The sequence below is a fragment of the Mucilaginibacter jinjuensis genome, from assembly GCF_028596025.1.
Taxonomy (GTDB): domain Bacteria; phylum Bacteroidota; class Bacteroidia; order Sphingobacteriales; family Sphingobacteriaceae; genus Mucilaginibacter; species Mucilaginibacter jinjuensis.
Window position 1 is genome coordinate 5,754,890 of sequence record NZ_CP117167.1, and the last position, 25,716, is coordinate 5,780,605.

A 25,716-nucleotide genomic window follows, 5' to 3' on the forward strand; every position below is an offset into this window, starting at 1 on the left:
ATTGTGACAATCAGTTCGGCCATTGTTTATTACTTTTAGCAGAACTTACAGTCATTTAAAACCCCCTATTATGGAATGGTATCAATACCTGGCCGCGTTTTTCGCAGGCGCATTTTTAGCTAACACTGTGCCGCATTTTGTAAAAGGCATTTGTGGCGATAAGTTCCCTACGCCTTTTGCCAAACCGCCGGGTAAAGGGCTTTCATCTCCTACTACCAATGTAATCTGGGCGCTGGCAAATTTGGTAATCGGATATCTGCTGTTGGGTAAAGGAAATATCAATAACGAGCACCCGGCTGCTTTAATTACCTGCTTTATCGGTATTGCGGCAATGGGTATAATGCTAAGTATCCGTTTTCAGAGCAAAGACAAAGAATAATCGTTTTAATTTATTTATTAATTTAATAAGAAAGTTAAAACGAAAAGCCGACATCGGGGTTCATACATAATCACAGTCTGTTGCTGTATTATATTTGAAATTATACCCCTATATGTTAAAACTTTCCGAACGCCTGATCGCATACAATCAACCCTTATTGCCCGACATGGTTAAACTCAAATATGAGGCCATGGCCGAAAACGAATATCGTTTTTACCGGGGCACTTGTAACCTGTTTTACGAAGACCTGGCAAAGGTTAAGAAATTTCCAAAATCGCCTGTGGCATGGATTTGCGGCGACTTACATCTCGAAAACTTTGGCAGTTACACAGCTGATAATAAACTGGTATATTTCGACTTAAATGATTTCGACGAGAGTACTAAAGCCCCTGCCACCTGGGAGGTAGTGCGACTGATCACCAGTATTTTTATAGCTTTTGATTCTTTAGATATCGAGCAGGAGAAAGCTTTAAGTATGGCCAAGCTTTTCTTAAAAACTTATGCCGAAACTTTAACAAAAGGAAAGGCTTACAGCATAGACCCACGTACTGCACAGGGCATTGTATGCGACTTTTTAACTGCAGCCGAGAATAACAACCAGAAAGTTATTCTGCGTAAGCGCACCGAAGAGAAGAAACACAAAATTGTGCTGTCGCTAACTGATGAGCGTCACATCAAAATAAAAAAGAAACTGCGTGCCGAACTGGTAAATCATATTGAAGACTGGATTACCAACAGCAGCGATGGCCCTTACAATTTTAAGGTGAAAGATGCTGTGTTCAGGTTGGCAGGCACGGGCAGTATCGGCCTTAAACGGTATTTATTTTTGTTGAAGAGTACCAACACCAAAGGCAAATATTTGCTGCTGGATATGAAACAATCTACCACTTCGGCATTGGCTCCCTATACTGATATACCCCAACCCGAATGGACAACCCAGGCCGATCGCATTGTTACCGTGCAGCAGCGCATGCAATATATTTCTTCATCCCTGTTAAGCACCACGGTTTTCAGGGAGCAGCCTTTTGTATTGCAGGAGCTTCAGCCCGTAAAAGACAGTATTAAATTTAAGCTGATTAAAGACCGCTACCGTGATATTTACCGGGTAATTGATGATATGGCCATGCTTACGGCATCGTCCCAGTTACGTAGTGCCGGGATGGATGGCACTGCCCCAATTGACGATCTGATTGCCTTTGCCAAAGAACCCGACTGGCAGGATTACCTGGTTACTTATGCACAGAAATACGCCGGGCAGATTAAAACTTACTACCAGGAATTTTTGAAAGATTTTGAGAACGGCGTTTTTAATACCGAACCTGAGATAGAAGAGCAGAAAGCAAGTTAAACCCCATTACATTCTTTTAACACCTAAGAATTTTTACATTTGGGGCGAATGAAAACTATTCCGGTACATCAGTTAAAAGACAGGGGCGTTCCATCGGGGATAGATATGCATCATTTTGTACCGGGGGAGCTGCCTGCAAAAGTTGGCGACCTCGGTGCCCATCGCGACGATCATTATTTGTTTTTCCTGTTAGAAGATGGCCATGCCGAACTGATGATCGATTTTCATAAAATGGATTTTTATCCCAATTCACTCTATTACATACTCCCCGGCCAGGTTCATCACCGTATAAAAGGTGATATTGCCCATGGATGGTATATTGCTGTTGACCCGATGTTGATATCGCCCGAATACCGCAACGTATTTGAAACCCAGTTGATACTGCAACAGCCTTACGTACTGGACGAAAAGCACATGCAGCAATGCCAAAGCCTGCTCAACCTGCTTTCTCAAAAACATAAGGAAGATCAGCAAAGCACCTTTCAGATTCAAATTCTCCATTCGCTGTTACAATCATTTGTTGGTATGGTGGCCTGCTGCTATAATCAACAGCAAACCGGTGGTATCCAACTCACACGCCCTTTACAGTTATCGCAGCAATTTAAAAAACTGTTGAGCGAAAACATCCATACTGTTAAAAGCCCTTCGGCGTATGCGGCTAAGTTAAATGTGTCAGAATCATACCTCAATGAGGCGTTAAAAAAAGCAACGGGTTTCTCTGTAAGCTATTGGATAACGCAGGAAGTGGTGATGGAAGCCAAGCGGCTTTTATACTACAGTGAACTTAATGTAAAGCAAATTGCCCATAATTTGGGTTATGACGATCACACCTATTTTTCACGCCTGTTTAAGAAAAGCACTGACGAAACACCATTAGGCTTTCGTACACAGCACCGCAAATAGTCCAATCAATACCTTAAAAATTCCATTTTTTAGGGCTAAAAATGCATGTTTATTTGTATCATCAAAGCAAAGAGCATGGAAACATCCACTTTAAACAAAATTAAGAGCAAAGCCGCAAAGTTATTCGAAGGCCGCATGTTACAAGCCGGAACCGTGCTTGAAGTACGCCAATGGGAGCCTTGCACTATCATAGAGATCGACCTGCATTTACCCACTACAGATATGACAGCCTGGGTAGAAAACATACCCTACATCAAATTTAAAGTAGCCGATCTTACCTATCGCGATTATACCCCATCGGGCTGGGATGCCGAGACAAGCACCTGCACCATTTTTGTTGATGCAGCACACAACGGCCCCGGCAGCTTATGGGCACGCAGCCTGCAAAAAGGGAACGCCATAAGCTACCTTAAAGTTGGCGAAACCCGCCACTGCCCCATTGGTACATCATCCATAATTGGTTTGGGAGATGAAAGCAGCCTGGGGCACCTGCTGGCATTACAGCAAACCGTTATCCCAGGCGGCAGATTTAGCGGAGCCATTGTAATGGGTAATGAAGAACATCGCAATTTATTCGGTCAATATTTTAAATCGCCATTAAAAGCTATTGCAAGGCATGATACTTATGGCTACCACAGCTTAAACGAATGGCTGGTTAACCAGCACTATAGTCTTGAGAATACCATGTTTTACCTGGCCGGTAATAACATTATGGTTGATCAGTTGCGGAAACTGTTACGCAAGCAGGGTTATGCTTCGGGACAGATCAGGGTACAGGGATTTTGGTCCTAAAAACAGCTTGCTAAATGTATTAAGCTTGCTACTTAATTGTGGCAGGCTTTTTTTATTGACATAAAAGTACTATTTATGCAGTGCATCTCCCTCCGGGTGAACCTATATCAATGAAGAATACGTTAAAAACCTGCCTTGTAGCTGTGTGCAGTATTGCTATCAATTTTGCCTCAGCTCAAAATACTTTTAAAACAGATCAATCGCTTCTGCAAACCATCAATCAAAATTTTAAGGATGCTGATGTACAGTATAAGCTGATGAAGGAAAGCCTGAAACCCGGCCAGTTCCCCAAAACATTTAATCCTAAAACAGGTGTACTGGAAACCAGCGGATCTGACTGGTGGTGCAGTGGCTTCTATCCCGGAACTCTGTTAAACATCTATAAGGAAACTAAAGACACCGTTTTGTTAAGCGAGGCCAAACGTATGTTAGGCCTGCTCAGTAACGAGCAATACAATAAAAACACGCACGATCTGGGCTTTATGATGTATTGCAGTTTTGGCACTGCCGAAAAGATAGCACCCGATGCTAAATACAAGCAGATCCTGATTAACAGTGCCAAATCATTATCTACCCGGTTTAACCCTAAGGTAGGCTGTATTAAATCGTGGGACTCTAAGAAACCGGAATTTTTGGTCATCATCGATAACATGATGAACCTCGAACTGCTGTTCTGGGCCACCAAAGTAACCGGCGATTCGAGCTATTATAAAATAGCGGTAACCCATGCCAATACCACCATGAAAAACCATTTCAGGCCCGATTATAGTTCATACCATGTGATTAACTACGACCCGCAAACAGGTGCCGTAATACAGAAACGTACCGCACAGGGCTATGCCAATGAATCGGCTTGGGCACGGGGCCAAACCTGGGGATTATACGGTTATACCTTAATGTATCGTGAAACTCATGACAAAAAGTACCTGGAGCAGGCAGAGCATATTGCCCATTTCATATTGCATAACCCAAATCTACCTAAAGACAAAGTTCCTTACTGGGATTTCAACGCACCCAATATCCCTGATGCTTTGCGCGATGCATCAGCCGGTGCGGTAATGGCTTCGGCATTGCTGGAACTTTGCAAATACTCTGATGCTAAAAGCGGCCGCGAATATTTTAATGTGGCGCAAACACTTATCAAATCATTATCTGATTCGCCATATAAAGCGGCTAATGGTACAAACGGTGGTTATTTGTTAGCGCATAGCGTAGGCAATATCCCCGGCGGTACAGAAATAGATCAGCCTTTAACCTATGCCGATTATTATTTTGTAGAAGCCATGATGCGCTACCAGTCCTTTGCTAAAAACTAAACTTTTCCTTTCAGCATATCGAGCGAATAAAAACTATCACGCCAGTAAATGCCGCCTTGCTTTAGGGTTATAAAAGCTGATCTGGCAGAGATATACGCCATTAAAAGCCCGGCAAATGGAATCATCAAAGCATGCCACCATTTATTGGGTAATACAGGCGAAGTCATATAAATAGACTGGAATATCAGGATCAGGCAGGCCATCCCCTGCTCTGTCTTTGTACCGAACAATAGCATCAATGGTACAGGTAAGGCTATTAGGATAAGAATTAGGATAATACCTCCTATAGTTTTCAGAACACTATAATCAGCTACGGCGAAGGAGTTTTTCATTAAGCCGTTAACAAACTGCTGTACGTTATGATACCATTCTAAACCAATGTATCCTTTACCAATCAATACATGCTGTTTCAGGCCGGCAGCTTTAATCATTTGCCCCAGCTTCAAGTCATCATCCGGCCTTAATTTAATTTGCTGATGTGTGCCCGCCTGCTCATAAGCCTCGCGGCGAACGAGGTTAAACGCACCGATACCGATAGAAGCCTTTGATTTTGGATTACTTGATGCCCATGGCCTGAATTGCAGTGTAAACAGCATGGTGAAAGTGCCCAGCATAGCGTTCAGCATTTCTGACCTCGATATAACTTCCGGCAAAATACAGAGGTGATCTATTCTGTTTCTGGTAGCGTACCCAACCGCTTTACTCAAAGCATCGGGATGAAACTCCACATCGGCATCGGTAAAAAGCAGCCACTCTTCGGTACTATTTAAATAGCCTTGGTACAAAGCATGATTTTTACCCAGCCAGCCATAAGGCAGTTCGGTAATATGGGTTACCGAGAGGTTCTGATATTTGCCTGTAAAGGTTTCCAGAATAGCCGCGGTACCATCGGTCGAACGATCATTCAACACAACAATGCGATAATTAGCATAATTGAGCTTGCATACACTTTGCAATGCTTTTTCCAGGTCGGCTTCCTCGTTTCTTACAGCAATGATAATGGCCACAGACGGTTCAACTTCTGCCGCTGCCTGCAGGTCAAGGGGAGCCATTTTTCTACCGTTAATGAGCAGGTAAATAATAACGCCAACCCAACATAAGGTTGCAAATAAACTGTAATAAAAAAAGGCCATCAGAGCGGGTTCAATCTGCCATAAAGATGAACAAATTTGCCCTATTAATCAGCCCGTTTTATATCGGATGTTTAGTCGTGAAACTTCAGGCCATCCAGCGCTTTATTCACCTTCTTATTTTCGCCATAAACAATAATGCCTACCAGGTCCTGCTCATCATCGGTATGGTTGGCGGTTTCTTTCAGGTTATCTTCCTCGGTCATGGTACTAAACAAGGGTTCGGAGTAAATGCCGATTTGTAGTTCCCGTTCTTTAGCGCGGTTAAATGCCCGTTTAATTTGTTCGCCGTCAACCGCTTTGTAAATCAGCATCGGCTGCTTTAAAAACGGCAGATAGGTATTGCCCGATGCCGTTATCAAATGCCTGCCATGCAATTCGGGAAACTCAATGGCTATGGCACTGGCCAGAAATGCGGTTACATTTAGCTTTTGCCAGCTCTTTAAATCATCGCGTAAAACGATGGCTATCTTATTTCCGTGCATAGGTAAGCCAGGTTTAATTCCATCTGTATATTGCATCTTTCGTAAGGCGAGGGGTTGCCCAATACTTTTTTGAAACCCAGTTTTTGATAGAGGTTGATAGCCGGCTTCAAGATCATGTTACTCTCGAGGTATATTTTTTTCGCCCCTAATGATTTTGCCTTCTCCACAACGGTATTACCCAGCAAATTACCGACTCCTTTACCTTTAGCCAGAGGCGATACTGCCATTTTAGCCAGCTCGTAGGTATCATCGTTCATCTTAATTAAAGCACAGGTGCCAATGGGCTCGCCTTTAAGCAGTGCGAGATAAATGTAACCGCCTTTATCCAGAATGTATTCTTTAGCATGGTCGAGCGATTGGTAATCGGCAGGCTCCATTTTAAAATAGGTGGTTATCCATTCTTCATTCAAGCGCCTAAAGTCGGCTTGGTATTTAGGGTCGTACTCAACAATGGTTACATCGCGGCTTTCGCGTTGCTTTTTGGCATCAATTACGCGCTTGTCGAGGCTACGTTGTTCCAGTATATATTCCCATTCTTCAATGGCTTTCCAAAGGTTGTGCTGGGTTTCGGCCAGGGCTTCTTCAATGGCGGTGTTTACATCCATAAACTGTTCCTGCAAACGCTCGTCAAAGCTCAAGCCTTTTTCGGTTAGCATTACGTAGTTTTTGCGGCCGTCGCCTTTGTAAGGGCTTTCTTTTACGATGCCTTTCTTGGTCATTTCCTTAACAATAGTACTCACCGATGGGTGCGAATGGCCAATTTCCTGCGCTATGAGTGTAATTGTTTTTTCTTCGCCGTTACATAACGAATAATACACCGGGAACCATTTGGGCTGCATTTCTACATTGTAAAGTGCGTACACTTTACTGGCTTGGTCCATGTGCAATTCTGTTAACCTGCGCATCCGGCTGCCTAATGCCAGGCGGCCGACTTTGTTATAAAACTCCATCGAAATAGTAAATTACGTAATCAATTACGCAAATTTATATTTTATGGATTATTATGCCAATAGTTATTTTTAATTTCTGCTGAATTGATCTCTAAGCCGATTTGCAATGTGCGCAAACAAAGCACTTATTGCTTTTCTGCTATATTTACAAACCAATGCCTCAATACCGCCTACATTTTAAAAACAAATTGCTCACTGCAGGTGCGCTCAGTGTGTTAATTATATTGCTGGTTAACCTGGATGCATTTCCGCGTTTTGTAAATCAATTTTATTCAGAAGGCTTATACCGTGCAATCTGTTTTGTACTTCATCTACTTGTAGGCTGGTTGCCCTTTAGCTTTGGCGATGTACTGTACATGGCAGTAATTGCTTATCTGCTTTATGCTACAGCGCACCTACTGATCTTGTTATTTAAAAAACGGTTTAAACCTGCCGGCATTTACCTATTGCAACTCATCATTGGTTTTCAGATCGGCATTGTGCTGTTTTATATGTGCTGGGGCTTAAATTATTTCCGTCCTTCTGCTGCTGAGCGACTCGATCTTCAGGACACGTCTTATACCCTCAATGATGTAAAAGCCGTAACCCGCATGCTGGTTGACAGTGTAAATGAAAGCCGCAATACATTAACACAAGCCGACCTCAGTCAACAAAATAAAGCCATTTATACAACGGCAGTTAATGCGATTGATAGTTTATCAAAAACATCACCCCAGTTTAAAACCTTTATGCCGGGTGTTAAACCGTCGTTAATTAGTCCGCTGTTGAATTACCTCAGCACCTCGGGCTATTACAACCCCTTTACCGGCGAAGCGCAAATTAACTGGCAAATGCCGGTATTCGATCGTCCGTTTACAGCCTGTCATGAAATGTCGCACCAGATGGGTTTTGGGCGCGAGGATGAAGCTAATTTTGTGGGTTACCTGGCAGGTATCCATTCGTCAGATCGCTTATTGAAATATTCTGCCTACTACGAAGGCGCTACCGAATTTCTGCATTACCTGCACCGCAGGGATACCATTGCACATCATGAATTAAAGGCTATGCTCAATGCCTCCGTTAGGCAAGATCTGAAAACAGACAGCGCTTATTGGGAAGGATATGCCGGGCAAATCGGCTTAATCAGCGGCAAATTTTATGATAGTTTTTTAAAGGCGAATAACCAACCTGCGGGATTGCGCACTTATAACCGGATGATTAGGCTGACGATGGCCTGGTATAGAAAGAGAGTCCGGAAGTCGGTGAGTATGGAAGTCCGAAAGTAGAAGGCACACCCCTATGAATGTTAATAACCAATGGATATTCAAACTTCACCGTCATTGCGAGGAACGAAGCAATCCCCGATTAGCAGAGCGGCTCTGTACAGTTCGCGATTGCTTCGTTCCTCGCAATGACGGTCTTATTTTAAATTTGTCATTGTTCTATGCTTATAACTTAGCATGCCGGGTGGAGAAAATGCAATTTTATACTATTTTTAAACCATGCCCGCCAAACCCATTTCCAAAAAAATAAGACCGCTTCAACTCATCGTTATTATCTTTTTTACGGTATCGGGTGGGCCGTATGGGTTGGAGTCGCTGATTAGTTATGCGGAATCGCATGCTACGTTACTTTTGCTTTTAATTACCCCTATCCTTTGGGATGTACCGGCCATACTTACCGTTGCCGAATTAAACAGTATGATGCCGATTGAAGGCGGCTATTACCAATGGGTTAAAAATGCTTTAGGTATGCGCTTCGGGTTTTACGAGGGTTGGTGGACCTGGCTGTATACCTTTATCGATCTGGCGATATACCCGGTAATGTTTATTCAATATGCCACTTTCTTTTTCCCCTGGATGGTTACTTACCAGGTGCCGGTTTGTTTGGTATTTGTTTGGCTATCGGCATTAATTAATATTCTGGGTATTGTGCAGGTTGGCAGGGCTTCAATGATACTTAGCGTGGCTGTACTTGGGCCTTTTGTAATATTGCTGATCGCTGCGCTGATGCATCATTCATTAAGCCCTCACATGCCTGCACCATCGGTAAGCCATTTAAAATTCCCGGCACTTGCCATGGCTTTGTATACCGTAATGTGGAACTGCCTTGGCTGGGATAATGTAACCACGTATGCCGGCGAGGTAGAAAAGCCCGTTCGCTCTTATCTCATCTCTGTGTTCAGCGCGTTTGCCCTGGTTATTGTAATTTATTTTGTGGTTATATTGGTGGCTCAGCAATCGGGAATTAACCCAAAGGTATTAAGTGATAACCGTTTCCCCGCTTTGGGCGAACTAATTGGCGGGCATTGGCTGGGTGCCTTAATTGCCATTGGCGGTATGGCAAGCGCATTGGGTATTTACACGGCGGTGCTGCTTTCGGTATCGCGCATCCCTAAAGTAATGGCCGATGATAAATTATTACCTCAGGCATTAACCAGGCTTCACCCTAAATACAATACGCCTTATTTATCTATTATCATTTGCTCACTGGTGGTTAGTTTAATGATCCTGTGGTCGTTTGATGAATTGCTGATTATTGATGTTACTGTATACGGAGCAGGCCTATTTTTAGAGTATGCAACCTTGATTGTAATGCGCATTAAACAGCCCGATACACATCGTCCATTTAAAATACCATTAGGCGTTGGTGGCTTGTTAGTATTCCTGGTATTGCCAACAGCGGTTTATTTTATAGCTATGGCAGGTGCATTTGATTCGACAGAACAAGCCATAAAGCCAGCCATATTTGCACTTCTGGCCTTATCTACCGCAGAATTATTTTGGCAAATCATCAACTTAAAGCGCCGTTTTGCGTTAAAAAGATAGGTATCTTTGGCATACCCCCTAACCCTATATCTACAACCCTATGAAAATTAAGGCATTAACCGCCCTTTCTATCATTGCATTAAATTTATTCGGGCTGAATTATAATTCGGTGGCGCAATCTGCTGCAACTAAACCAAGCGAAGTAGTAATAACGCCTTACAAAACCACTATGCTGGCCGATGGCAAGGATGAAGCCCAAATAAAAGTTGTTGTTATTAATAAAAGCGGGAAAGATGTCCCTGATGCCGGTCAGCTTATCAAGTTTACCATTACCGGCGATGCGATGATCAGCAAACTAAGCGATCATCAAAAATACAATGAAATAGGTTTGCCTAACCATGTTATAACCCAGGGACATTTACACAATGGCATTTTGTGGGTTACGCTACGTTCGGGCCATCAAAAGGGGGTTGTAAAATTCGAGGCTAAAGCAGATAGCCTGTACCCGGGCTCAACAGAAATCAGGATGATACAGCCCAGCGCTGCACACAAGGTTACCACAGTAGGTTATACACCCAAAAAAGTAGAAGGTAAAATCTTAGGGGCAGATATTTCTTTCCTGCCCGAACTGGAAGCCAAAGGTGTTAAATTCTCTGATAAAGGCGTGCAAAAAGATGCCATTGAAATACTGAAAGATCACGGCTTTAACTACATCCGCCTCCGTATATTTAATAACCCGGCGCGCGATAGTGGCTATTCGCCCCAAAAAGGATTTTGTGATCTGGAACATACCAAACAAATGGCTAAGCGTGTTAAAGCTGCGGGGCTTAAGCTATTGCTCGATTTTCATTACAGCGATTACTGGGCCGACCCACAGCAGCAATACAAACCTGCGGCATGGCGTGGTCAGGATTTTAACGCCCTTAAACACTCCGTATATGCCTACACTGTTGATGTGCTGCAACAGCTAAAATCACAAGGTACGCTGCCAGATATGGTGCAGGTTGGTAACGAAATTAACCATGGTATGATATGGCCCGAGGGCGAGATCAATAACCTGGATAGCTTAGCCGAACTGCTTTACATGGGGGTACAAGGCGTAAAGGCGGTTGACCCATCTACGCCGGTGATGCTGCACATTGCCCTGGGAGGGCAAAATTTAGAATCGCGCTACTTCCTTGATCAGATGCTCGACCGTAATGTGCCTTTTGATGTGATCGGCTTATCATACTACCCTAAATGGCATGGTACTCTAGATGACCTGAAAGCTAACATGATTGATCTATCTACCCGTTACAACCGCCAGGTGATGGTTGCCGAATACACGCAGCTTAAAACTGAAGTAAATGACATAGCCTTCAGTATACCCAACAACAAGGCTTTAGGTACTTTTATATGGGAGCCATTGAGTACCTGGGAGCAGATTTTTGATAAGGATGGTAAATCCAACGCATACATTGATTTGTATGATGGCATTGCGAAGAAATACATCACCAAGTAGGATCAGAATTTACTGAATTGTCTTGAACCAGAATTCTCAGAATTTAGGAATTAACAGAATGATTTGATTTTTAATCCTGAAAATTCTTTAATTCCATAAATTCTGATCCAAGATTAAATATTCTGAAAATTCTTTAATTCAGTAAATTCTGATCCAAGACGAAATATTCTGAAAATTCTTTAATTCAGTAAATTCTGATCCAAGACGAAATATTCTGAAAATTCTTTAATTCAGTAAATTCTGATCCCAAACACAAAAGCTCTTTATCAGTTATAATTAGGTTGCATTAAAACAAGCTAATTATGAGATCGATATGGAAGGGCTCCATCGGGTTTGGGCTGGTAAATATTCCCATTAAATTATATTCGGCAGTACAAAACAGCTCGCTCGATCTGGACATGCTGGATGGCCGCGACCATGCGAAAATCCATTTCATGCGGGTTAACGAGCACACCAAAAAAGAAGTGCCTTATGATAAGATTGTGCGTGCCTATAAACTCGACGATGATTACGTAGTAGTTGAAGAAGCCGATTTTGAAGCCGCCAGCCCCGAAAAAACAAGACTCATAGAGATAGAAAGCTTTGTGGAAATGAGCGAGGTAAACCCCATGTTCTACGAAACATCGTACTATGCCGAGCCCGAGCAAAAAAACAGTAAAGCCTATACCCTGTTGGTTGAAGCCCTCAAAAAAAGCAAGAAAGCAGGCCTGGCACGCTTTGTATTGCGTAATACCGAAAACCTATGCATCATTCACCCCGAAAATAATGTGCTGGTGGTTACACGCATTCGGTTTGGACAGGAGATCAGGGATACGGAAGATCTGAACATCCCGAAAGAAGGCGCAATCAGCAAAAAAGAACTGGATATGGGCTTAGCCTTGATTAACCAGTATGCTGAGAAATTTGATGTATCGAAATTCAAAGATCAGTACAGCGATGACTTGCTGAAAATCATTAAAGCAAAAGCCAAAGGCAAGCACCCAACTGTTAAGAAAATGAAGGTGGTTAAAACATCCAGTGATGACCTTTACGACCAGTTAATGGCAAGCCTGAGCAAGAAAGGTGCATAAATCATAAACATCATACCGGGCTAAATTTCAATTGCATATTTAATTTATTCGCCACGAAACTTTCGTTTTAGTTTAATGTTATAAATAATAACTAAAACAAAACATCATCATGGCAACTAAAACCAAGACCCCGGAAACCACTACAGAAGTAGAAGAGTCGGCATTGAACGAATTATTTATAGACGAGCTTAAAGATATTTACTGGGCCGAAAAACACCTGACCAAGGCTTTAGCCAAAATGGCTAAAAACGCAACTTCAGACGAATTACGCCAGGCATTGCAAAACCACCAGACTGAGACCGAAGGACAAATTACCCGATTGGAATCAGTATTTGAGTCAATTGGCGAAAAAGCTGTTGCCAAAAAATGCGAAGCTATGAACGGCCTGATTAAAGAATCGGAAGAAATTATGGAAGATACCGAAGATGGCAGCATTACCCGCGATGCCGGTATTATTTCGGCAGCTCAAAAATCTGAGCATTATGAGATTGCCTCTTACGGTACATTAAGAACCCTGGCTGCAACTTTAGGTTATACCGAAGCTGCCGAACTTTTAGGCCAAACCCTGGAAGAAGAGAAAAATGCAGATGCCCTGCTTACCCGCATTGCCGAAAGCAGCATCAACACATCTGCAAAAAGCGAGAAGAAGTAAGGCGACGTTATTTCTTTTAATGCAGCAAAGGGCCCTTTAACAGGGCCCTTGTTGTTTAACTTTTGTTTATAAACCTGCCATCAACCCAAACAAGCGGCAACCCGGTATCTAAGAGGCCGCGGGTTACTTCTGAGTTAACAATTATCGCCAAATCGAATTTCTGGAAACGGATACAGGTTTCATACAAAGCTTCGGTTACCTTAAGCGCGGTTTCAAAATCGCCATTAGTTAATATAGTAAGCTGGTAAGCGCCAGATTTATATAAAACAGGGAAGTATTTTGCTATATCAACACCCAATAATTTACAAATTTCGGTAAGCATATAGATGTTGACCGGGTCGTCGTCATCAAGCAAATGGAATAAGGTATTTTCGAGTCTTTGAGTAAAATTGAATGCGGGGCCCTCTTCTTCAATTTTCCTTATAATTGACATAGTTTATTTCTAATTAAAAAATAAAGATATAAATTCTATTTTATATCAATAAAATATTTGTGAGGAATACAGGGTTGGAGAGATGCTCGGCCCCATTTTGTCATTGCGAGGAGGTACGACGTGGCAATCTCGTCGCCAATACTTATTCGATTTGTATAGTTATGAATATGCTTCCCCTCTCGAGAGGGGTCAGGGGTGTGTCCTTAGGTTAACTCACGTATAAACACACCCCTGCCATCACACCATCTTCCGCACCCCCTCTCAAGAGGGGAATTGCAAATCGAACATTCGAATTCCGAAATAAAACCTACTTATTCTTATACAAATTAAAGCTATACTCTGTATTCCCGTTTTCTTTCTTTGTTTTACGGAAACCATAATACACGCTATACTCTGGCCCATTATACCGATAAACGGCAATAGTATCGTTGAGGTTCGATTTTACGATGCCGTATCCGTTGGGTGCAAAGGTCAACACTATTTTTCTGGCTTCGGCTTTGCTGGTTGTAAAAAAAGCAAGCGCGTAAGCTTTGCCCCTTACTTTATCAAAGCTAATTTTATCGGTAGAAGTTGTGGATGTATACACCCTCGCAACCGTATCGCGTGTTACTTTACCCCCGGTATATTTGTACCCTTTTTGTATAAAATAAGGATCGGGATGTGCCGAGTTAACGTTATTAAAGCAATCCACAAGATCTGTAATGCTGGTTGGGTAGGTACTGTCTTTTTTAGTATCCTGTGCGTAAAGCTGAATTGAAAATAGGGCTGCTAAGATTATAAGGGATATCTTTTTCATTTGGTTTATATGCGTTAAAATGGTTGAGGCCCATTTAGCCTCCGCATACCAACAATCAGTTATGAAATGAGTTTTGATGAGGGAAATTATTTCGGAAGTGATAAAAGGAGTACTAACCGTTTTGTCATCTCGAACGATAGTGAGAGATCTTGTACTATTTGCTCATCTATCCTATAAGATTTCTCCTATCGTCGAAATGACAAGGTGCATCTTGATTTTCTTTCCAGATTTATTCCAGTCTTGATTCTCGTCTCTTGTTTCTTGCCTCTCCTCCCATATCTTTGCCCTCAAATTTAAATTACCATGATAGCCCACCACGTATTATTCTGGCTTAAAGCCGACACTACCGACGAACAGAAAGCCTCTTTCCGCAAAGGCCTGCAATCGTTACAAGATATTGAAGTTATTAAAACCCTGCACATCGGCACACCGGTTCCGTCTATCGACCGTGCCGTGGTTGATACCACTTACACTTTTAGCCTGGTACTGTTTTTCGAGGATCTGGCTGCGCACGATGTTTACCAGGTACATCCGGTACACAAAGCTTTCTTAGATGAGAACCGTGTTTATTTCGACAGGGTTGTTATTTATGATGCAGAGTAAGGTTTGACTTATATTTTTGTCATTGCGAGGAGGTACGACGAAGCAATCTCGTAGCTATGCAGATCGAAGAAGCATTGGCGACGAGATTGCCACGCTATCGCTCGCAATGACAAAATGGATAGCTAAATCCGAAATCGAACATCCGACATCCGAAATTACTTGTTTCTCGTCTCTTGCCTCTCTCCTAACTATATTGTGAAAAACATAGCCACGGCAGCACCGCCCATTACAATAAAGGTCACCCAGAGCAAAATTTTAGATGTCAGGCGGCTTTTGTATTCGCCCATGATATCATCCCGGCACATAATTTTAATGATGAGGAATAGCAGCGGCACTGCAGCCACACCATTTAATACGGCGGTATATACCAGGGCTTTAACCGGATCTATCCCTATAAAATTAATGGCAAGGCCAATAAGCATGGCTACAATTATAACCCCGTAAAACCCTTTTGCTTTTCTGAATTTAAGGTTGAGGCTCGCCTTCCAATCAAAAGCTTCGGCAACGGCGTAGGCAGCTGAGCCTGACAATACCGGCACCGCCAGTAAGCCCAAACCAATAATACCAATAGAAAATACCAGCTTCGACAGATACCCCGCATGCGGAAACGAGTGCACCAGCGGCTCCAGTGCCTTAGCAGCATCGGCTGCTGTTTTAATATCTTTTATACCACTGTTGTGCAAAACGGTAGCACCAACCAGTAAAATGCACCAGGTTGTAATTTCAGAAACAACCATACCAAAAGTATTATCTTTCCGCATGGCATGTATTTTAGGCCAGCTAACACTGTGCTTCCCTTTGGCTTTTTCTTCCTCTACCTCCTGCGATGCTTCCCAGAAAAACATATAAGGCGTAATGGTAGTGCCAAATACACCGGTAATAATAAACAGGAAAGCAAAGCTGAACTCAATATGTGGTGTTACGGTTGCCTTTAATACAGTGGGCCAATCCTGGTGAATAATAAATACTGTAATGGGATAGGCAAGTAATGTTATAGCCAGCCATTTCAATATACCCGAGTAAATTTTGTAGTTAGTAAATATTTCGAGCAATAAAATAATAACCGTAAACAGCATGGTAAGCACCACAAAATGTACAGGTACCAATAGTTGTGCTGCGGCAGCCATAGCGCCAATATCGGCACCAATGTTAATGGTGTTGGCAATTACCACCAGGCTTACCACTATATACAACACAGGCTTGCTGTAATGCTCTTTAACCACGGCAGCTATACCTTTGCCTGTAACCAGGCCAATACGTGCGCAGGCTTCCTGTACGGCCATCATAAAGGGTAGCATGTAAAGGGCGGTCCACAATTGCCCGTAGCCAAACTGGGCCCCTGTTTGCGAATAGGTGGCTATGCCCGATGGGTCATCATCGGCAGCACCGGTGGTAAGGCCGGGTCCCAGCACAGTAAACCATTTCCAGATCGATTTTTTAGCCGGTTTTTCGGTTGTTGTTTTTAGGGGCATAATAACAAACTGTAGTATTGGAGTAAGTTAGCTAATAAGCAGAGCTATAGCAAAATTTAGTTTTGAGTACTGAGTTTTAAGTCTGATCTACCCAATTTCTACCCCTTATTAACGCTGTTGCAAATTGCACCGGCTTAGTGTTCCCCTAATTTAGGGGAATGCAATGGCAGTGCTATTACTCCTAACATTAATAAGGGGTAGAAATGATTAAGTTTCAATGATGTCCGCCCTGTCGCATCCTGTACGGAAGGGAAAATGGACGGACAGGAAATTATTGGGGGGGCAATGAGTGCTATCAAATCAAAATCCACAACTCACTCCCTCACAACTATCTTTCACATTATTTGTATATTTACATTATGACAACGATCACACTTCAAGTTCCTGATAGCCTGGGTGAGTATCAAAATGATACCGTTAGATTTATTGCTGCCAAGCTGTATGAATCTGGCAAGTTATCATTAGGGCAAGCTGCCGATATGGTTGGATTATCAAAACGAACTTTCGCTGAGTTGCTGGGAGATTATGGGGTTTCTTTATTAAACTACCCGGTGTCTGAGATGCTGAGCGATGCAGATAGCATATAAAATTGTTATTGCGGATACCAGTTGCTTTATTTTGTTGGACAAGATTGGCGAACTGGAAATACTGAAATCTCTATTCGGCAATGTAATTACCACCACAGTAATTGCCCGCGAATTTGGTTCTGATTTACCAGAGTGGGTAGAAATCAGATCGGTTAAAGATCTACATTTTCAGAACACATTAGATGTTGATGCCGGAGAAGCAAGCGCCATTGCGCTCGCATTAGAATCAGAACCTTCGCTGCTTATTATTGATGATAATAAAGGAAGGAAAGCAGCAAGAAGGCTAAATTTAAATATCACCGGAAGCCTCGGCATATTTTTAAAAGCAAAAAAAGCCGGAAATATATCCTCTATAAAACCTATCGTAGAAAAAATACAACAACCAATTTCAGGTATTCACAAACAGTATTGCAGGAAATTTTAACAATTGCCGGCGAATAATGTCCGTTCTGTAACATCGTGTACGATTGGGGAAATGGACGGACAGGAACTTAGTTTCGAGTTATGAATAAGCGAGTGAGCGGGCAACCAACCCGAAACCCAGACATCTATAACTAATAATCTGTAAGTTAATTATCCTCCTTATTTTTCTTCAAAAACACTTGCGCAATCAAATGGTTGCATTATATTTGCAATCAAATAGTTGCATATTTTCAATTAATCTTAAAAAAATGAAAAAGATAGATTTATGGGTTATCCGCTTCCGTAAATTGTGGGCAACCCTTTTCGACCAGTTAGACGATGTATTAAAGAACTTATAAATCAATAAAAAATCATGAAGAACGAAACAACGATCACCAAAGATCTGGCGAACAAAAAACTTAACGTTACACGCCAGTTTAACGCATCTGTAGAAAAGGTTTGGAAAGCATGGACCGATAAAACCTTGTTAGACCAATGGTGGGCACCCAAGCCATGGAAAGCCATAACAAAAATTATGGATTTTACAGACGGGGGCTTATGGCTTTACTACATGGCTGGCCCTAATGGCGAAAAATCATATTGCCGGGTCGATTTTAAAACAGTTAACCTACAACATGGCTTCACCTACTCTGCTAATTTTTGTGATGAAGACGGCAACATTGATGAAAGCTTTCCTACCATGCATTGGGTACTCGAGTTTAAATCAACCGATACAGGATCGAAAGTTGACGTAGTTATCAGTTTCGATAAAGATGAAGACCTGGAAAAAATAGTAGCCATAGGCTTCGAGGCAGGCTTTACGATGGGCTTGGGTAACCTTGATGAACTGTTGAATCAGTTTTGAGTTAGTGAGTTGTGAATTAGCGAATTAGTGAGTTTTGAGTTAGTGAGTGGCTAAAAGTTCTTTATCACTAACTCAAAATTCACTAATTCAAAACTGCTTCTTTATCATTAACTCAAGACTCACTCATTCAAAACTGCTTACTTATCACTAACTCGCTAACTCACTCATTCAAAACTAATATCTACTTCGCAGCATTCATCAGTGGGGTAAGGTCGTAATAGCTAACCTCTGTGCCTATTTTTCCTGCTTTATTAAACATATCAAATTGCACCATTTCGAAGGTGGCAGTTTTCTTTGTTTTTTTATTTACCGCAGTTACCTTCCACCATGATTGTACGGTGAAGGGGTCTTTATCATAAGCCAAACCATCGGGGTAGCCCACCTGCACTACTTTTATATTAGTCCACCTGGCGGCAATATCTGCCCAGGCTTTTTTTTCATCGGCAAGGGTTTGCTTCCTGGGACTCGATGGGTCGTAAAATTTGGCAGTATCGGCATAAACTTTAGCCAAACCAACCCAATCTTGTTTTACAAACAAGGCAGTACTGTTGGTAACAATAGTAATGTAAGGGTGCTTTTTGTAGATAGTGCCATTTTTTTCTACCTGGGCAAAAACGCTGCATGTAACCAGCATAAATAACATAACAAGGAGCTTTTTCATGTTTTTAGATTTAAAGGTTAAATTGAAGGTTTATTTTTATTGAATATAATAATTAATTACCTGACAATTAGAAATTTACAACTAATTTAGATCAACAAACCATCACAACATGTACACCACCCCGCTCTTGTTACGTATAGCCAAATTTATTGCCGTTGCCACCATTGGTTTAATGGCTTTATTGATTGTTATTGGCAATACCACAGATTATTTTACCAATTATGTTTTTGTAGAACATGTACTGAAGATGGATACCATATTTCCCAATAGCCATATCTTATACCGGAGCATACACAGCATATTCATTTTTCACGCAGCCTATATCTTCATTATTTTAATGGAAGCAGCCATGACTTTTTGCTGCATCAAAGGGAGCTGGTTACTTTTCAAAAACCGTAACAGCAGTGCTGTTCAGTTTCATGCTTCCAAAAACTGGGCAATAGCCGGCATTATTACCGGTATCACCATCTGGTTTCTGGGGTTTGAGGTTATAGGCGGCGAATGGTTTGCCATGTGGCAAAGCCAAACATGGAATGGCTTGGGCAGCGCCGAAAGGATTGTGAGCTTTTTGGTGTTAGTGTTGCTATTCTGCATCTAAAAGAGGAAGAATTATAAGTTAAAATTACCCGATTGATCAGGCTTTAATTATCTTCAAAACATGATCGAATTACTTAAGCAGTATATTCCATACCCGCTGATAAAAGCACACAGAAATGTTTTGAGGCGTTGGGAAAGCCGGAAGTTGAAAGGCGATAAAGTGCTTTGCCCTATCTGTAATTCACGGTTCGAAAAATTTGCCACATACCGGCCATCGGGCAGGAAAAACACACGCTGTATCAATTGCCGGTCGTTACCAAGACACCGGCTACTGTATTTTTATTTACAGCAACGCACCAATATTTTTAACCGCGGCCAAAAACTGCGGGTACTGCACTTTGCGCCGGAGTTTCAATTTTATACCCTGCTTGCAAAGCAACCCGATCTTGAATATACAACTTGCGATCTCTCTCCAAAATCGCCCGACTTCCGTGAAGTGAAGGATATAAAAAAGGCCGACATAACTCAACTCTCTTTCGCTGATAATAGTTTTGATGTGATATTATGTAACCATGTACTGGAACATATTACTGATGACAGGCAAGCCATGCGTGAATTGTACCGGGTAATGGCCCCGGGAGGATGGGGTATTTTTATGGTACCGCTAATATTCAGAAACGAAGAAACGTATGAAGATCCTTCGATCACCAAACCCTCAGAGCGCCGAAAAGCTTTTGGGCAATATGACCATGTACGACGATACGGTCGCGATTATTTAGATCGACTGCGTTCTGCCGGTTTTGAAGTAACTGCCGACCGTTACGCCGAGAACTTTATGGAACACGATATCCAACGCTTCGGATTTAATCCTTACGACCGTATTGTACTTTGTAAAAAGCAGTAAACATTTCGATCTATAAAAAAAGAAGCCGCTTTACTTTTGTAGAGCGGCTTCTTTATTTATTAATGCCCTGCCGTAGCCGCATCAAACACCCTGCAGAAATTACCGCCACCAAACTTGCCAATTTCATCAGCATTAAAGCCGGTTTTTAACATGGCATCAACCACGGCGTAATAGAACCCGGCTTTCTGATCTGCCCATGCTTCATTGGTACGCTCACCTACTCTCGGGCGAACAGGACCATTACCCGGAGAGGGGCCACCCGGACCTTTATCTTGACCACCACCCGGAGGCGGGCCACCGAAACCGCCTGCACCCGCAGGCCTATATGACGGTGTTAACTTGGTATCGGTACCAATACAAACATGATCAATACCTACCACATCAACCAGTGCACGCACATTTTGGGCATACTCCAGTGGTGTATCAGACAAGTGCGTCCAAACGCCAATTACACCACCGACATCGGCAACTATTTTCGCTTGCTCTTTGCTGATTAGTCTCGGCTTCATCATGCGTGCCATGTTGGGGTTTTGCCCCAATTGGGTATCGAGGCCGGTGTGTGAAATCAGCACCGGGTGTTTTGTAATTTTTAAGGCAGCAGCTACTGTTTGCTGATTGGCATGCGCCAGGTCGATGAGAATACCTAAACGGTTACATTCTTTCACAACATCGGCACCAAAGGCTGTTAAGCCGCCAAACACGGCAGGGTTGGTATAAACATCGCCAAGGGGCACAGATGCATCACTATCGTGCAGTAAACCTAGATGGCGCAAACCTTTATCATAAGCTTCGCTAACACGTTCTAAATGCCCTTCCAGGAAATGTGCACCTTCTATAGATTGGATAACCGTAGGCTGATGTTTTTTATGAGCTTCGCGAAGATCTGCCAGATTGATCGAACGCTTCATGCCGTTATTTTTAAGCTGCAGATCAATGGCTGCAAAGCCGTTTTTGAACTTTTCGTAAGCATCACCGGGGTTTTGCATTTTCTGATAGTCTAGTGCAAAGGTCATGCAGATGGCGGATAGGCCCGACTTTTTCATTTCGCCAGCCAGATCGATATTTGGGCCAGGTATGTCGCCCGCAGTAAGCGGTACATCAATATGGTTATGTGTATCGATACCAATAGTATCAGCAACAATTTTAGCCACCCGTGGGTCAATATCAACTAAAGCCCACGCTGCCAGCGGATCCATTAGTATTGCTGAGCCAGCTCCTCCAATGGCAAGCGCCGCGAGAAATTTTCGTCTCGACCAATTTTCCTGAAACTTCATCCTGTTTTAAATAAGTAAATGCAACTTATCCAAATATAACCGGCATCCTAAACCGCGAATACAATAATCGGCGTTCAGGTGTTTTTTACCGACGAAGAGGATAAGATGCGTGATACTTAATCGTATTTGTACAAATTGCAACAATAGATTTTGCGCAGATAAAGTCAAAGGTAAAACGAAAGTTGATGACGAATTCTTGAGCAAAACGCACAGCAATATTAACATATAAATAAGTTTTATCACCCTCAAATAGTCTCGTTATCCAAAGGCCATAAAAAAACCAGCTACCCCAAATCTGGAATAACTGGTTAAAAAAAGTATATACATAAAACACCCCTCGCGGGTATTAGCCTTAATGGTTTCCGGCAAACGCGGAAACCGTGAATCCGGAGATTCAAATATTTTCAGGAAAGATTAGTTGAGTTGTACTTTAACAAGGCTTGTAATGCACAAGCCCGAATTAATGGGAGTAAAAAGAGCTATACCTGCCAGCGGCAAAAAAGCAAATTAGAGGCAACAAAAACTTGTGCTTTGTTGGCTGAATTTGAGAAAGCCCCTGATGTTATGGCTGGTATTGAAATTGAATTTCTGCCGAACCCATCCCGGGTAAATTGCGTAATTGAGAACGGTATTTTTTTGCTGAGGATAAGGCGAGGCCTGCTCAGAAATTTAAACTGATGAGCACAATCCGTTCCAACAGACTTACCGCTTTTTATAGAAATACTTTGTTGATTGCCTTTATATGTGTGGATATTGTCGGGGCAGGCAATTACATAAAAGCATGCAAAAAGCAGATACAGCAATGCAGTACACATTGCAAATGGCTTAATAGTTATCTTTTTTATAATTGGCAACACTTTCAACACAATTGACACCAAAATACCTGTCAGCTATTTACTAAACAACATCCTGATGTTATTAAATTATTAAATAAATTTTTACTATTTCGTATTGCTGTTATCCTGCATAAGTGTGAGCACTACTGTATAAGCTGTTTTTTTCTCCCATCGTGCCATCAACCAGGCAATAAAGCTCAGGGTGAAAATATCGTTATTCTCTGTACCTGCCAGCAGGTTTAAAACTGTCCTTTTATACGTCGCATCAAAAACGACATCAGGTTTAAGCAGGTATTTTTCAACCAGCCTCAGAAACACCAGCACGCGTTCTTCCGAAGTTTTCAGCAGATATTTTTTATACCGACGACGGAAACTGCTTAGCCTCGACATAGCCAGTTCGATATTGGAGAACTGCGCCTGTACCAATATCTCCATCAGGTTTTTCCGGATGGTCCATAACATTCCCATCTTTTTTTCGTACCAGGCATCAGTGCGTGTTAATAAAGTCAGCTGTTTCAAACTTCCGCGGTCATCGCACAGTGCTAAAAACATGGCCAGGCATATTCGTAGATCTTCAACATCTTCTGGTTTAGACCGATGTTTTGCATTAGCGAGCGATTTTTGTAACAGTGCGATCGCCTCATTAGCAAAGCCTGTATAAAACAGGTTGAGCCCGGCAAGCAGCTGATGTCGCAAATAAAATAGTGTGTAATAACGGCTATCCGTTTCCATTAAGCCCATCATTTCCCTGAGATACCGTGCACTCTTTGCGAAGTTTTTCTGCCGCAGATGAAAGTTCGCCAAGAAATACAAAATGGATATATGATAAAAAAGATAGGACTGTTTTATATGCGACTGGCCTTGCATAAACTGATCCGTTCGGTTGATGTAACGTTCTATCAATCCATAGTTTTGTTGGATAGCTGCATATTCATTAGCGATGAAAAGAATTTGGTAGATGGATTTATAGGTCATCAGATCCTGTTCAGAAATCTTGTATTTCCTGATCGTGGTTATCATCAGGTCAGTCAAATTAACGATCTTCCCTTTCAGGTGGATCTCCTGTAATTCCAACCTCAGAAAGGCATAAGCCATATTGAGCTTGGCCTCACGTTGCATGTGCAATTGGTTATGCAGAAAGCGTTCACTCAGTGTCTCGAAGTTTTCTGCACCCGGCAAATGGGCGTACTGTAATTTCAATAGCAAAAGCTCATTCAGCAAATTAAACTGTTCTAAATGCCCGGCCAGGCGTTCGGCTTTATCCAAACATTTAAAGGCTATTTTAATTACATCATTCTCTAACAAAAAACGCCCCACCACAACCAGGCGCAAGGCATCATAGGTATCAGAATGGCTACTTTCAAAGGTTTTCTGCGATAAAAACAGCAGTAAATTATCCTGCAACCTTTTATATAAAGCATGATAGGCATCATTATTTTTTTTCGAATCGTAGAGCTTGCTTAGATTATCTATATCGTCAGTTTCTATTAAATCGAGTAACTGCAAATTTTTTACATCACTTCTTTTGTTTTTTTGTTGTAAAAATTGCCTGAATAGCTTTTTATCGGCGTTATTGAGCAAATTAAGCAGTTTCGAAAGTGAATCCATAGTGAATATATTATGCATTTAAATTACATTAAATATAAAGATATATCGTCAGTAATTTACAAAATCTGACTTTCCTGGGTCTGTTCCGTACCCGACATTTGCTTCCATACTAATCACAAAAACAAATTAAAATGGAACCGCTACAACACAAAACAGAAGAAAATTTAAACACCGTAAAATTTGGTGAAAATGTTAGAAACCCGTTTAAACCAACCGGCGCATTTATTGGCGCTTCATGGTTTGCTTTATTAACAGGTACAGCCGGATATTGCATTGGCTTATGGAACGCAAGCATGGCCCTGAACGAAAAAGGCTATTATTTCACCATCCTATTATTTGGCTTATTCGCTGTAATATCTGTACAAAAAAGCGTGAGGGACAGATCTGAAGGGCTTGCCGTTACAGACCTCTACTACGGCATCAGTTGGTTTGCCACTATTGCGGCAATGGTTTTATTAACTGTTGGCCTTTGGAATGCCGGTATCACCTTAAGTGAGAAAGGATTTTACGCCATGGCATTTTGCCTAAGCATGTTCTCGGCCATTGCCGTACAAAAAAATACCCGCGACGCAAAAATGTTTGAGGACAAAGAACTGTAACGTAGCGGTTGCTTCCCCCGCAGCGCCTTGCTTAGCAAACCTGCGGGGTTTTTATTTATATCATTAGATTCTTAAACCTCCTATCAATAAAAAAGCCGCTCTACTTTCGCAAAGCAGCTTTTAGCTCATATATATAGCATTAAAGTGCCTTTACAACCTCCAACGATTTCTCAACATGGTCGGTAGGTGAAATATGATCAGTTTGTGATGAAAAAACAGCTACAATTTTACCGTCTTTACCAATAACATAAGTGGTTCGCGGAATAAACCCGTGGTTAACCTCCATACCACGCACGTCTTTCATGCCAAGCTTTGGCGGATTGATAACAAGCCCGTATGTTGCTGCAATTTTACCATCAGCGTCTGATGCAACCGCAAATTTGCCTGCACAGTAATTAGGATCAGCAGAAAAGGTATTCAGTCGTTGTATATCGTCGCCAGAAACACCGATAATGGTAGCTCCTGCCGCTGTAAATTTATCCTTCATTTCGGCAAAAGCATGTGCCTCCGCATCGCAACCGCCGGTATAGGCAGAAGGATAGAAATAAACTACAACAGGCCCTTTAGCCAAAGATTTTTTCAACGAGAAATCAAATTCCTTACCCGCCAGGCTGGCTGGGGCGGTAAATGCTGGTGCTGCATCTCCTTTGGTTAACATTTTCGTTTGGGCAAAGCCAGAGCGGGTTGTCAAGAGTAAAAAGCTGAAAAATAAAAAAGACAGGGAATAATATTTCTTGATCATGATGGATTGTTTTGATTTGTTAATGATGTTGTCATCTAATTTACGATAGTCTGGGCCATCAGGTTGCCTGTCATTAAAATTTTACTGGGGGGCTCCTTAATCACAGAACAAAAAAGCCGCTCTA

At 42.0% G+C, this 25,716-nt stretch carries 27 protein-coding genes; 17 read left to right on the plus strand and 10 right to left on the minus strand.

From position 1 onward, the window contains the following. Positions 1-70 precede the first annotated feature (70 nt). From PQO05_RS24865 to PQO05_RS24885, 5 genes are all read left to right on the plus strand, one after another. Positions 71-379: a hypothetical protein gene (locus PQO05_RS24865; protein ID WP_273630173.1), complete on the plus strand. Its 309-nt coding sequence runs from the start codon at positions 71-73 to the stop codon at positions 377-379. A 112-nt stretch (positions 380-491) separates the two neighbouring features. Then, positions 492-1,727: a DUF2252 domain-containing protein gene (locus tag PQO05_RS24870; protein ID WP_273630174.1), complete on the plus strand. Its 1,236-nt coding sequence runs from the start codon at positions 492-494 to the stop codon at positions 1,725-1,727. Between the two features lie 48 nt (positions 1,728-1,775). Continuing rightward, positions 1,776-2,630: a helix-turn-helix domain-containing protein gene (locus PQO05_RS24875; protein ID WP_273630175.1), complete on the plus strand. Its 855-nt coding sequence runs from the start codon at positions 1,776-1,778 to the stop codon at positions 2,628-2,630. A gap of 75 nt (positions 2,631-2,705) precedes the next feature. Beyond that, positions 2,706-3,422 carry a ferredoxin reductase domain-containing protein gene (locus tag PQO05_RS24880; RefSeq protein ID WP_273630176.1) on the plus strand — a complete coding sequence of 239 codons (717 nt, stop codon included), beginning with the start codon at positions 2,706-2,708 and terminating at the stop codon, positions 3,420-3,422. A gap of 110 nt (positions 3,423-3,532) precedes the next feature. Then, a complete protein-coding gene (locus tag PQO05_RS24885; RefSeq protein WP_273630177.1) occupies positions 3,533-4,738 on the plus strand; it encodes a glycoside hydrolase family 88 protein in 1,206 nt (401 codons plus the stop codon). On the opposite strand, the gene PQO05_RS24890 is transcribed toward PQO05_RS24885, so the two are convergent. The 3 genes from PQO05_RS24890 to PQO05_RS24900 all read right to left on the minus strand — a co-directional run bounded on the left by PQO05_RS24890 (position 4,735) and on the right by PQO05_RS24900 (position 7,303). Continuing rightward, a complete protein-coding gene (locus PQO05_RS24890) occupies positions 4,735-5,871 on the minus strand; it encodes a glycosyltransferase family 2 protein (protein ID WP_273630178.1) in 1,137 nt (378 codons plus the stop codon). The genes PQO05_RS24885 and PQO05_RS24890 overlap by 4 nt on opposite strands. 71 nt (positions 5,872-5,942) lie before the next feature. Beyond that, on the minus strand, positions 5,943-6,353 hold the full coding sequence (locus PQO05_RS24895; protein ID WP_273630179.1) for a DUF2000 domain-containing protein: 411 nt from the start codon (positions 6,351-6,353) through the stop codon (positions 5,943-5,945). Beyond that, positions 6,335-7,303 carry a bifunctional helix-turn-helix transcriptional regulator/GNAT family N-acetyltransferase gene (locus PQO05_RS24900; protein ID WP_273630180.1) on the minus strand — a complete coding sequence of 323 codons (969 nt, stop codon included), beginning with the start codon at positions 7,301-7,303 and terminating at the stop codon, positions 6,335-6,337. The genes PQO05_RS24895 and PQO05_RS24900 overlap by 19 nt, the downstream gene beginning before the upstream one ends. A 155-nt stretch (positions 7,304-7,458) precedes the next feature. Between PQO05_RS24900 and PQO05_RS24905 the strand changes: the two genes are divergently transcribed. The 5 genes from PQO05_RS24905 (at position 7,459) to PQO05_RS24925 (ending at position 13,273) form a co-directional block, all read left to right on the plus strand. After that, entirely contained in the window at positions 7,459-8,568 is a 1,110-nt protein-coding gene (locus PQO05_RS24905; RefSeq protein WP_273630181.1) for a DUF3810 domain-containing protein, read from the plus strand. A 216-nt stretch (positions 8,569-8,784) separates the two neighbouring features. After that, on the plus strand, positions 8,785-10,110 hold the full coding sequence (locus tag PQO05_RS24910) for an APC family permease (protein WP_273630182.1): 1,326 nt from the start codon (positions 8,785-8,787) through the stop codon (positions 10,108-10,110). Between the two features lie 40 nt (positions 10,111-10,150). Continuing rightward, positions 10,151-11,551 carry a glycosyl hydrolase 53 family protein gene (locus PQO05_RS24915; protein ID WP_273630183.1) on the plus strand — a complete coding sequence of 467 codons (1,401 nt, stop codon included), beginning with the start codon at positions 10,151-10,153 and terminating at the stop codon, positions 11,549-11,551. 302 nt (positions 11,552-11,853) lie between these two features. Next, complete coding sequence (gene ku, locus PQO05_RS24920) at positions 11,854-12,621, plus strand: non-homologous end joining protein Ku (protein WP_273630184.1); 768 nt, start codon at positions 11,854-11,856, stop codon at positions 12,619-12,621. Positions 12,622-12,730: 109 nt separating this feature from the next. Then, positions 12,731-13,273 carry a YciE/YciF ferroxidase family protein gene (locus PQO05_RS24925; protein ID WP_273630185.1) on the plus strand — a complete coding sequence of 181 codons (543 nt, stop codon included), beginning with the start codon at positions 12,731-12,733 and terminating at the stop codon, positions 13,271-13,273. 55 nt (positions 13,274-13,328) lie between these two features. Here the strand turns inward: PQO05_RS24925 and PQO05_RS24930 are convergent, their stop codons facing one another. Together PQO05_RS24930 and PQO05_RS24935 are read right to left on the minus strand one after the other, a co-directional pair. Beyond that, on the minus strand, positions 13,329-13,706 hold the full coding sequence (locus PQO05_RS24930; RefSeq protein ID WP_273630186.1) for a hypothetical protein: 378 nt from the start codon (positions 13,704-13,706) through the stop codon (positions 13,329-13,331). A 307-nt stretch (positions 13,707-14,013) separates the two neighbouring features. Continuing rightward, on the minus strand, positions 14,014-14,502 hold the full coding sequence (locus tag PQO05_RS24935) for a hypothetical protein (protein ID WP_273630187.1): 489 nt from the start codon (positions 14,500-14,502) through the stop codon (positions 14,014-14,016). A 303-nt stretch (positions 14,503-14,805) separates the two neighbouring features. Here PQO05_RS24935 and PQO05_RS24940 point away from each other — a divergent pair, with 303 nt between their 5' ends. Continuing rightward, the gene (locus PQO05_RS24940; RefSeq protein WP_273630188.1) at positions 14,806-15,105 is read left to right on the plus strand and encodes a Dabb family protein; all 300 of its coding nucleotides are present in this window, start codon (positions 14,806-14,808) and stop codon (positions 15,103-15,105) included. A gap of 188 nt (positions 15,106-15,293) precedes the next feature. On the opposite strand, the gene PQO05_RS24945 is transcribed toward PQO05_RS24940, so the two are convergent. Then, positions 15,294-16,577: an NRAMP family divalent metal transporter gene (locus tag PQO05_RS24945; RefSeq protein WP_273630189.1), complete on the minus strand. Its 1,284-nt coding sequence runs from the start codon at positions 16,575-16,577 to the stop codon at positions 15,294-15,296. A gap of 359 nt (positions 16,578-16,936) precedes the next feature. Here PQO05_RS24945 and PQO05_RS24950 point away from each other — a divergent pair, with 359 nt between their 5' ends. The 3 genes from PQO05_RS24950 (at position 16,937) to PQO05_RS24960 (ending at position 18,431) form a co-directional block, all read left to right on the plus strand. After that, positions 16,937-17,164 carry a UPF0175 family protein gene (locus tag PQO05_RS24950; protein WP_273630190.1) on the plus strand — a complete coding sequence of 76 codons (228 nt, stop codon included), beginning with the start codon at positions 16,937-16,939 and terminating at the stop codon, positions 17,162-17,164. Next, positions 17,148-17,588, plus strand: a complete 441-nt coding sequence (locus tag PQO05_RS24955; RefSeq protein ID WP_273630191.1) for a PIN domain-containing protein — start codon at positions 17,148-17,150, stop codon at positions 17,586-17,588. The genes PQO05_RS24950 and PQO05_RS24955 overlap by 17 nt, the downstream gene beginning before the upstream one ends. A 351-nt stretch (positions 17,589-17,939) precedes the next feature. Beyond that, positions 17,940-18,431 (plus strand): SRPBCC family protein, encoded by a 492-nt coding sequence (locus PQO05_RS24960; RefSeq protein WP_273630192.1) that lies wholly within the window; start codon positions 17,940-17,942, stop codon positions 18,429-18,431. Between the two features lie 181 nt (positions 18,432-18,612). Here the strand turns inward: PQO05_RS24960 and PQO05_RS24965 are convergent, their stop codons facing one another. Then, positions 18,613-19,092 (minus strand): nuclear transport factor 2-like protein, encoded by a 480-nt coding sequence (locus PQO05_RS24965; RefSeq protein ID WP_273630193.1) that lies wholly within the window; start codon positions 19,090-19,092, stop codon positions 18,613-18,615. Positions 19,093-19,201: 109 nt separating this feature from the next. Between PQO05_RS24965 and PQO05_RS24970 the strand changes: the two genes are divergently transcribed. Both PQO05_RS24970 and PQO05_RS24975 read left to right on the plus strand, forming a co-directional pair. Next, positions 19,202-19,690, plus strand: a complete 489-nt coding sequence (locus PQO05_RS24970; RefSeq protein ID WP_273630194.1) for a DUF2165 family protein — start codon at positions 19,202-19,204, stop codon at positions 19,688-19,690. Between the two features lie 60 nt (positions 19,691-19,750). Then, entirely contained in the window at positions 19,751-20,533 is a 783-nt protein-coding gene (locus PQO05_RS24975; protein ID WP_273630195.1) for a class I SAM-dependent methyltransferase, read from the plus strand. Positions 20,534-20,592: 59 nt separating this feature from the next. Here PQO05_RS24975 and PQO05_RS24980 read toward each other — a convergent pair whose 3' ends face one another. Continuing rightward, a complete protein-coding gene (locus PQO05_RS24980) occupies positions 20,593-21,807 on the minus strand; it encodes a dipeptidase (protein WP_273630196.1) in 1,215 nt (404 codons plus the stop codon). Positions 21,808-22,748: 941 nt separating this feature from the next. Further along, positions 22,749-24,251 carry a hypothetical protein gene (locus PQO05_RS24985; protein ID WP_273630197.1) on the minus strand — a complete coding sequence of 501 codons (1,503 nt, stop codon included), beginning with the start codon at positions 24,249-24,251 and terminating at the stop codon, positions 22,749-22,751. Between the two features lie 131 nt (positions 24,252-24,382). Between PQO05_RS24985 and yiaA the strand changes: the two genes are divergently transcribed. Beyond that, on the plus strand, positions 24,383-24,850 hold the full coding sequence (gene yiaA / locus PQO05_RS24990) for an inner membrane protein YiaA (protein ID WP_273630198.1): 468 nt from the start codon (positions 24,383-24,385) through the stop codon (positions 24,848-24,850). A 139-nt stretch (positions 24,851-24,989) separates the two neighbouring features. Here yiaA and PQO05_RS24995 read toward each other — a convergent pair whose 3' ends face one another. Beyond that, a complete protein-coding gene (locus tag PQO05_RS24995; RefSeq protein ID WP_273630199.1) occupies positions 24,990-25,592 on the minus strand; it encodes a peroxiredoxin in 603 nt (200 codons plus the stop codon). Positions 25,593-25,716: the final 124 nt, after the last annotated feature.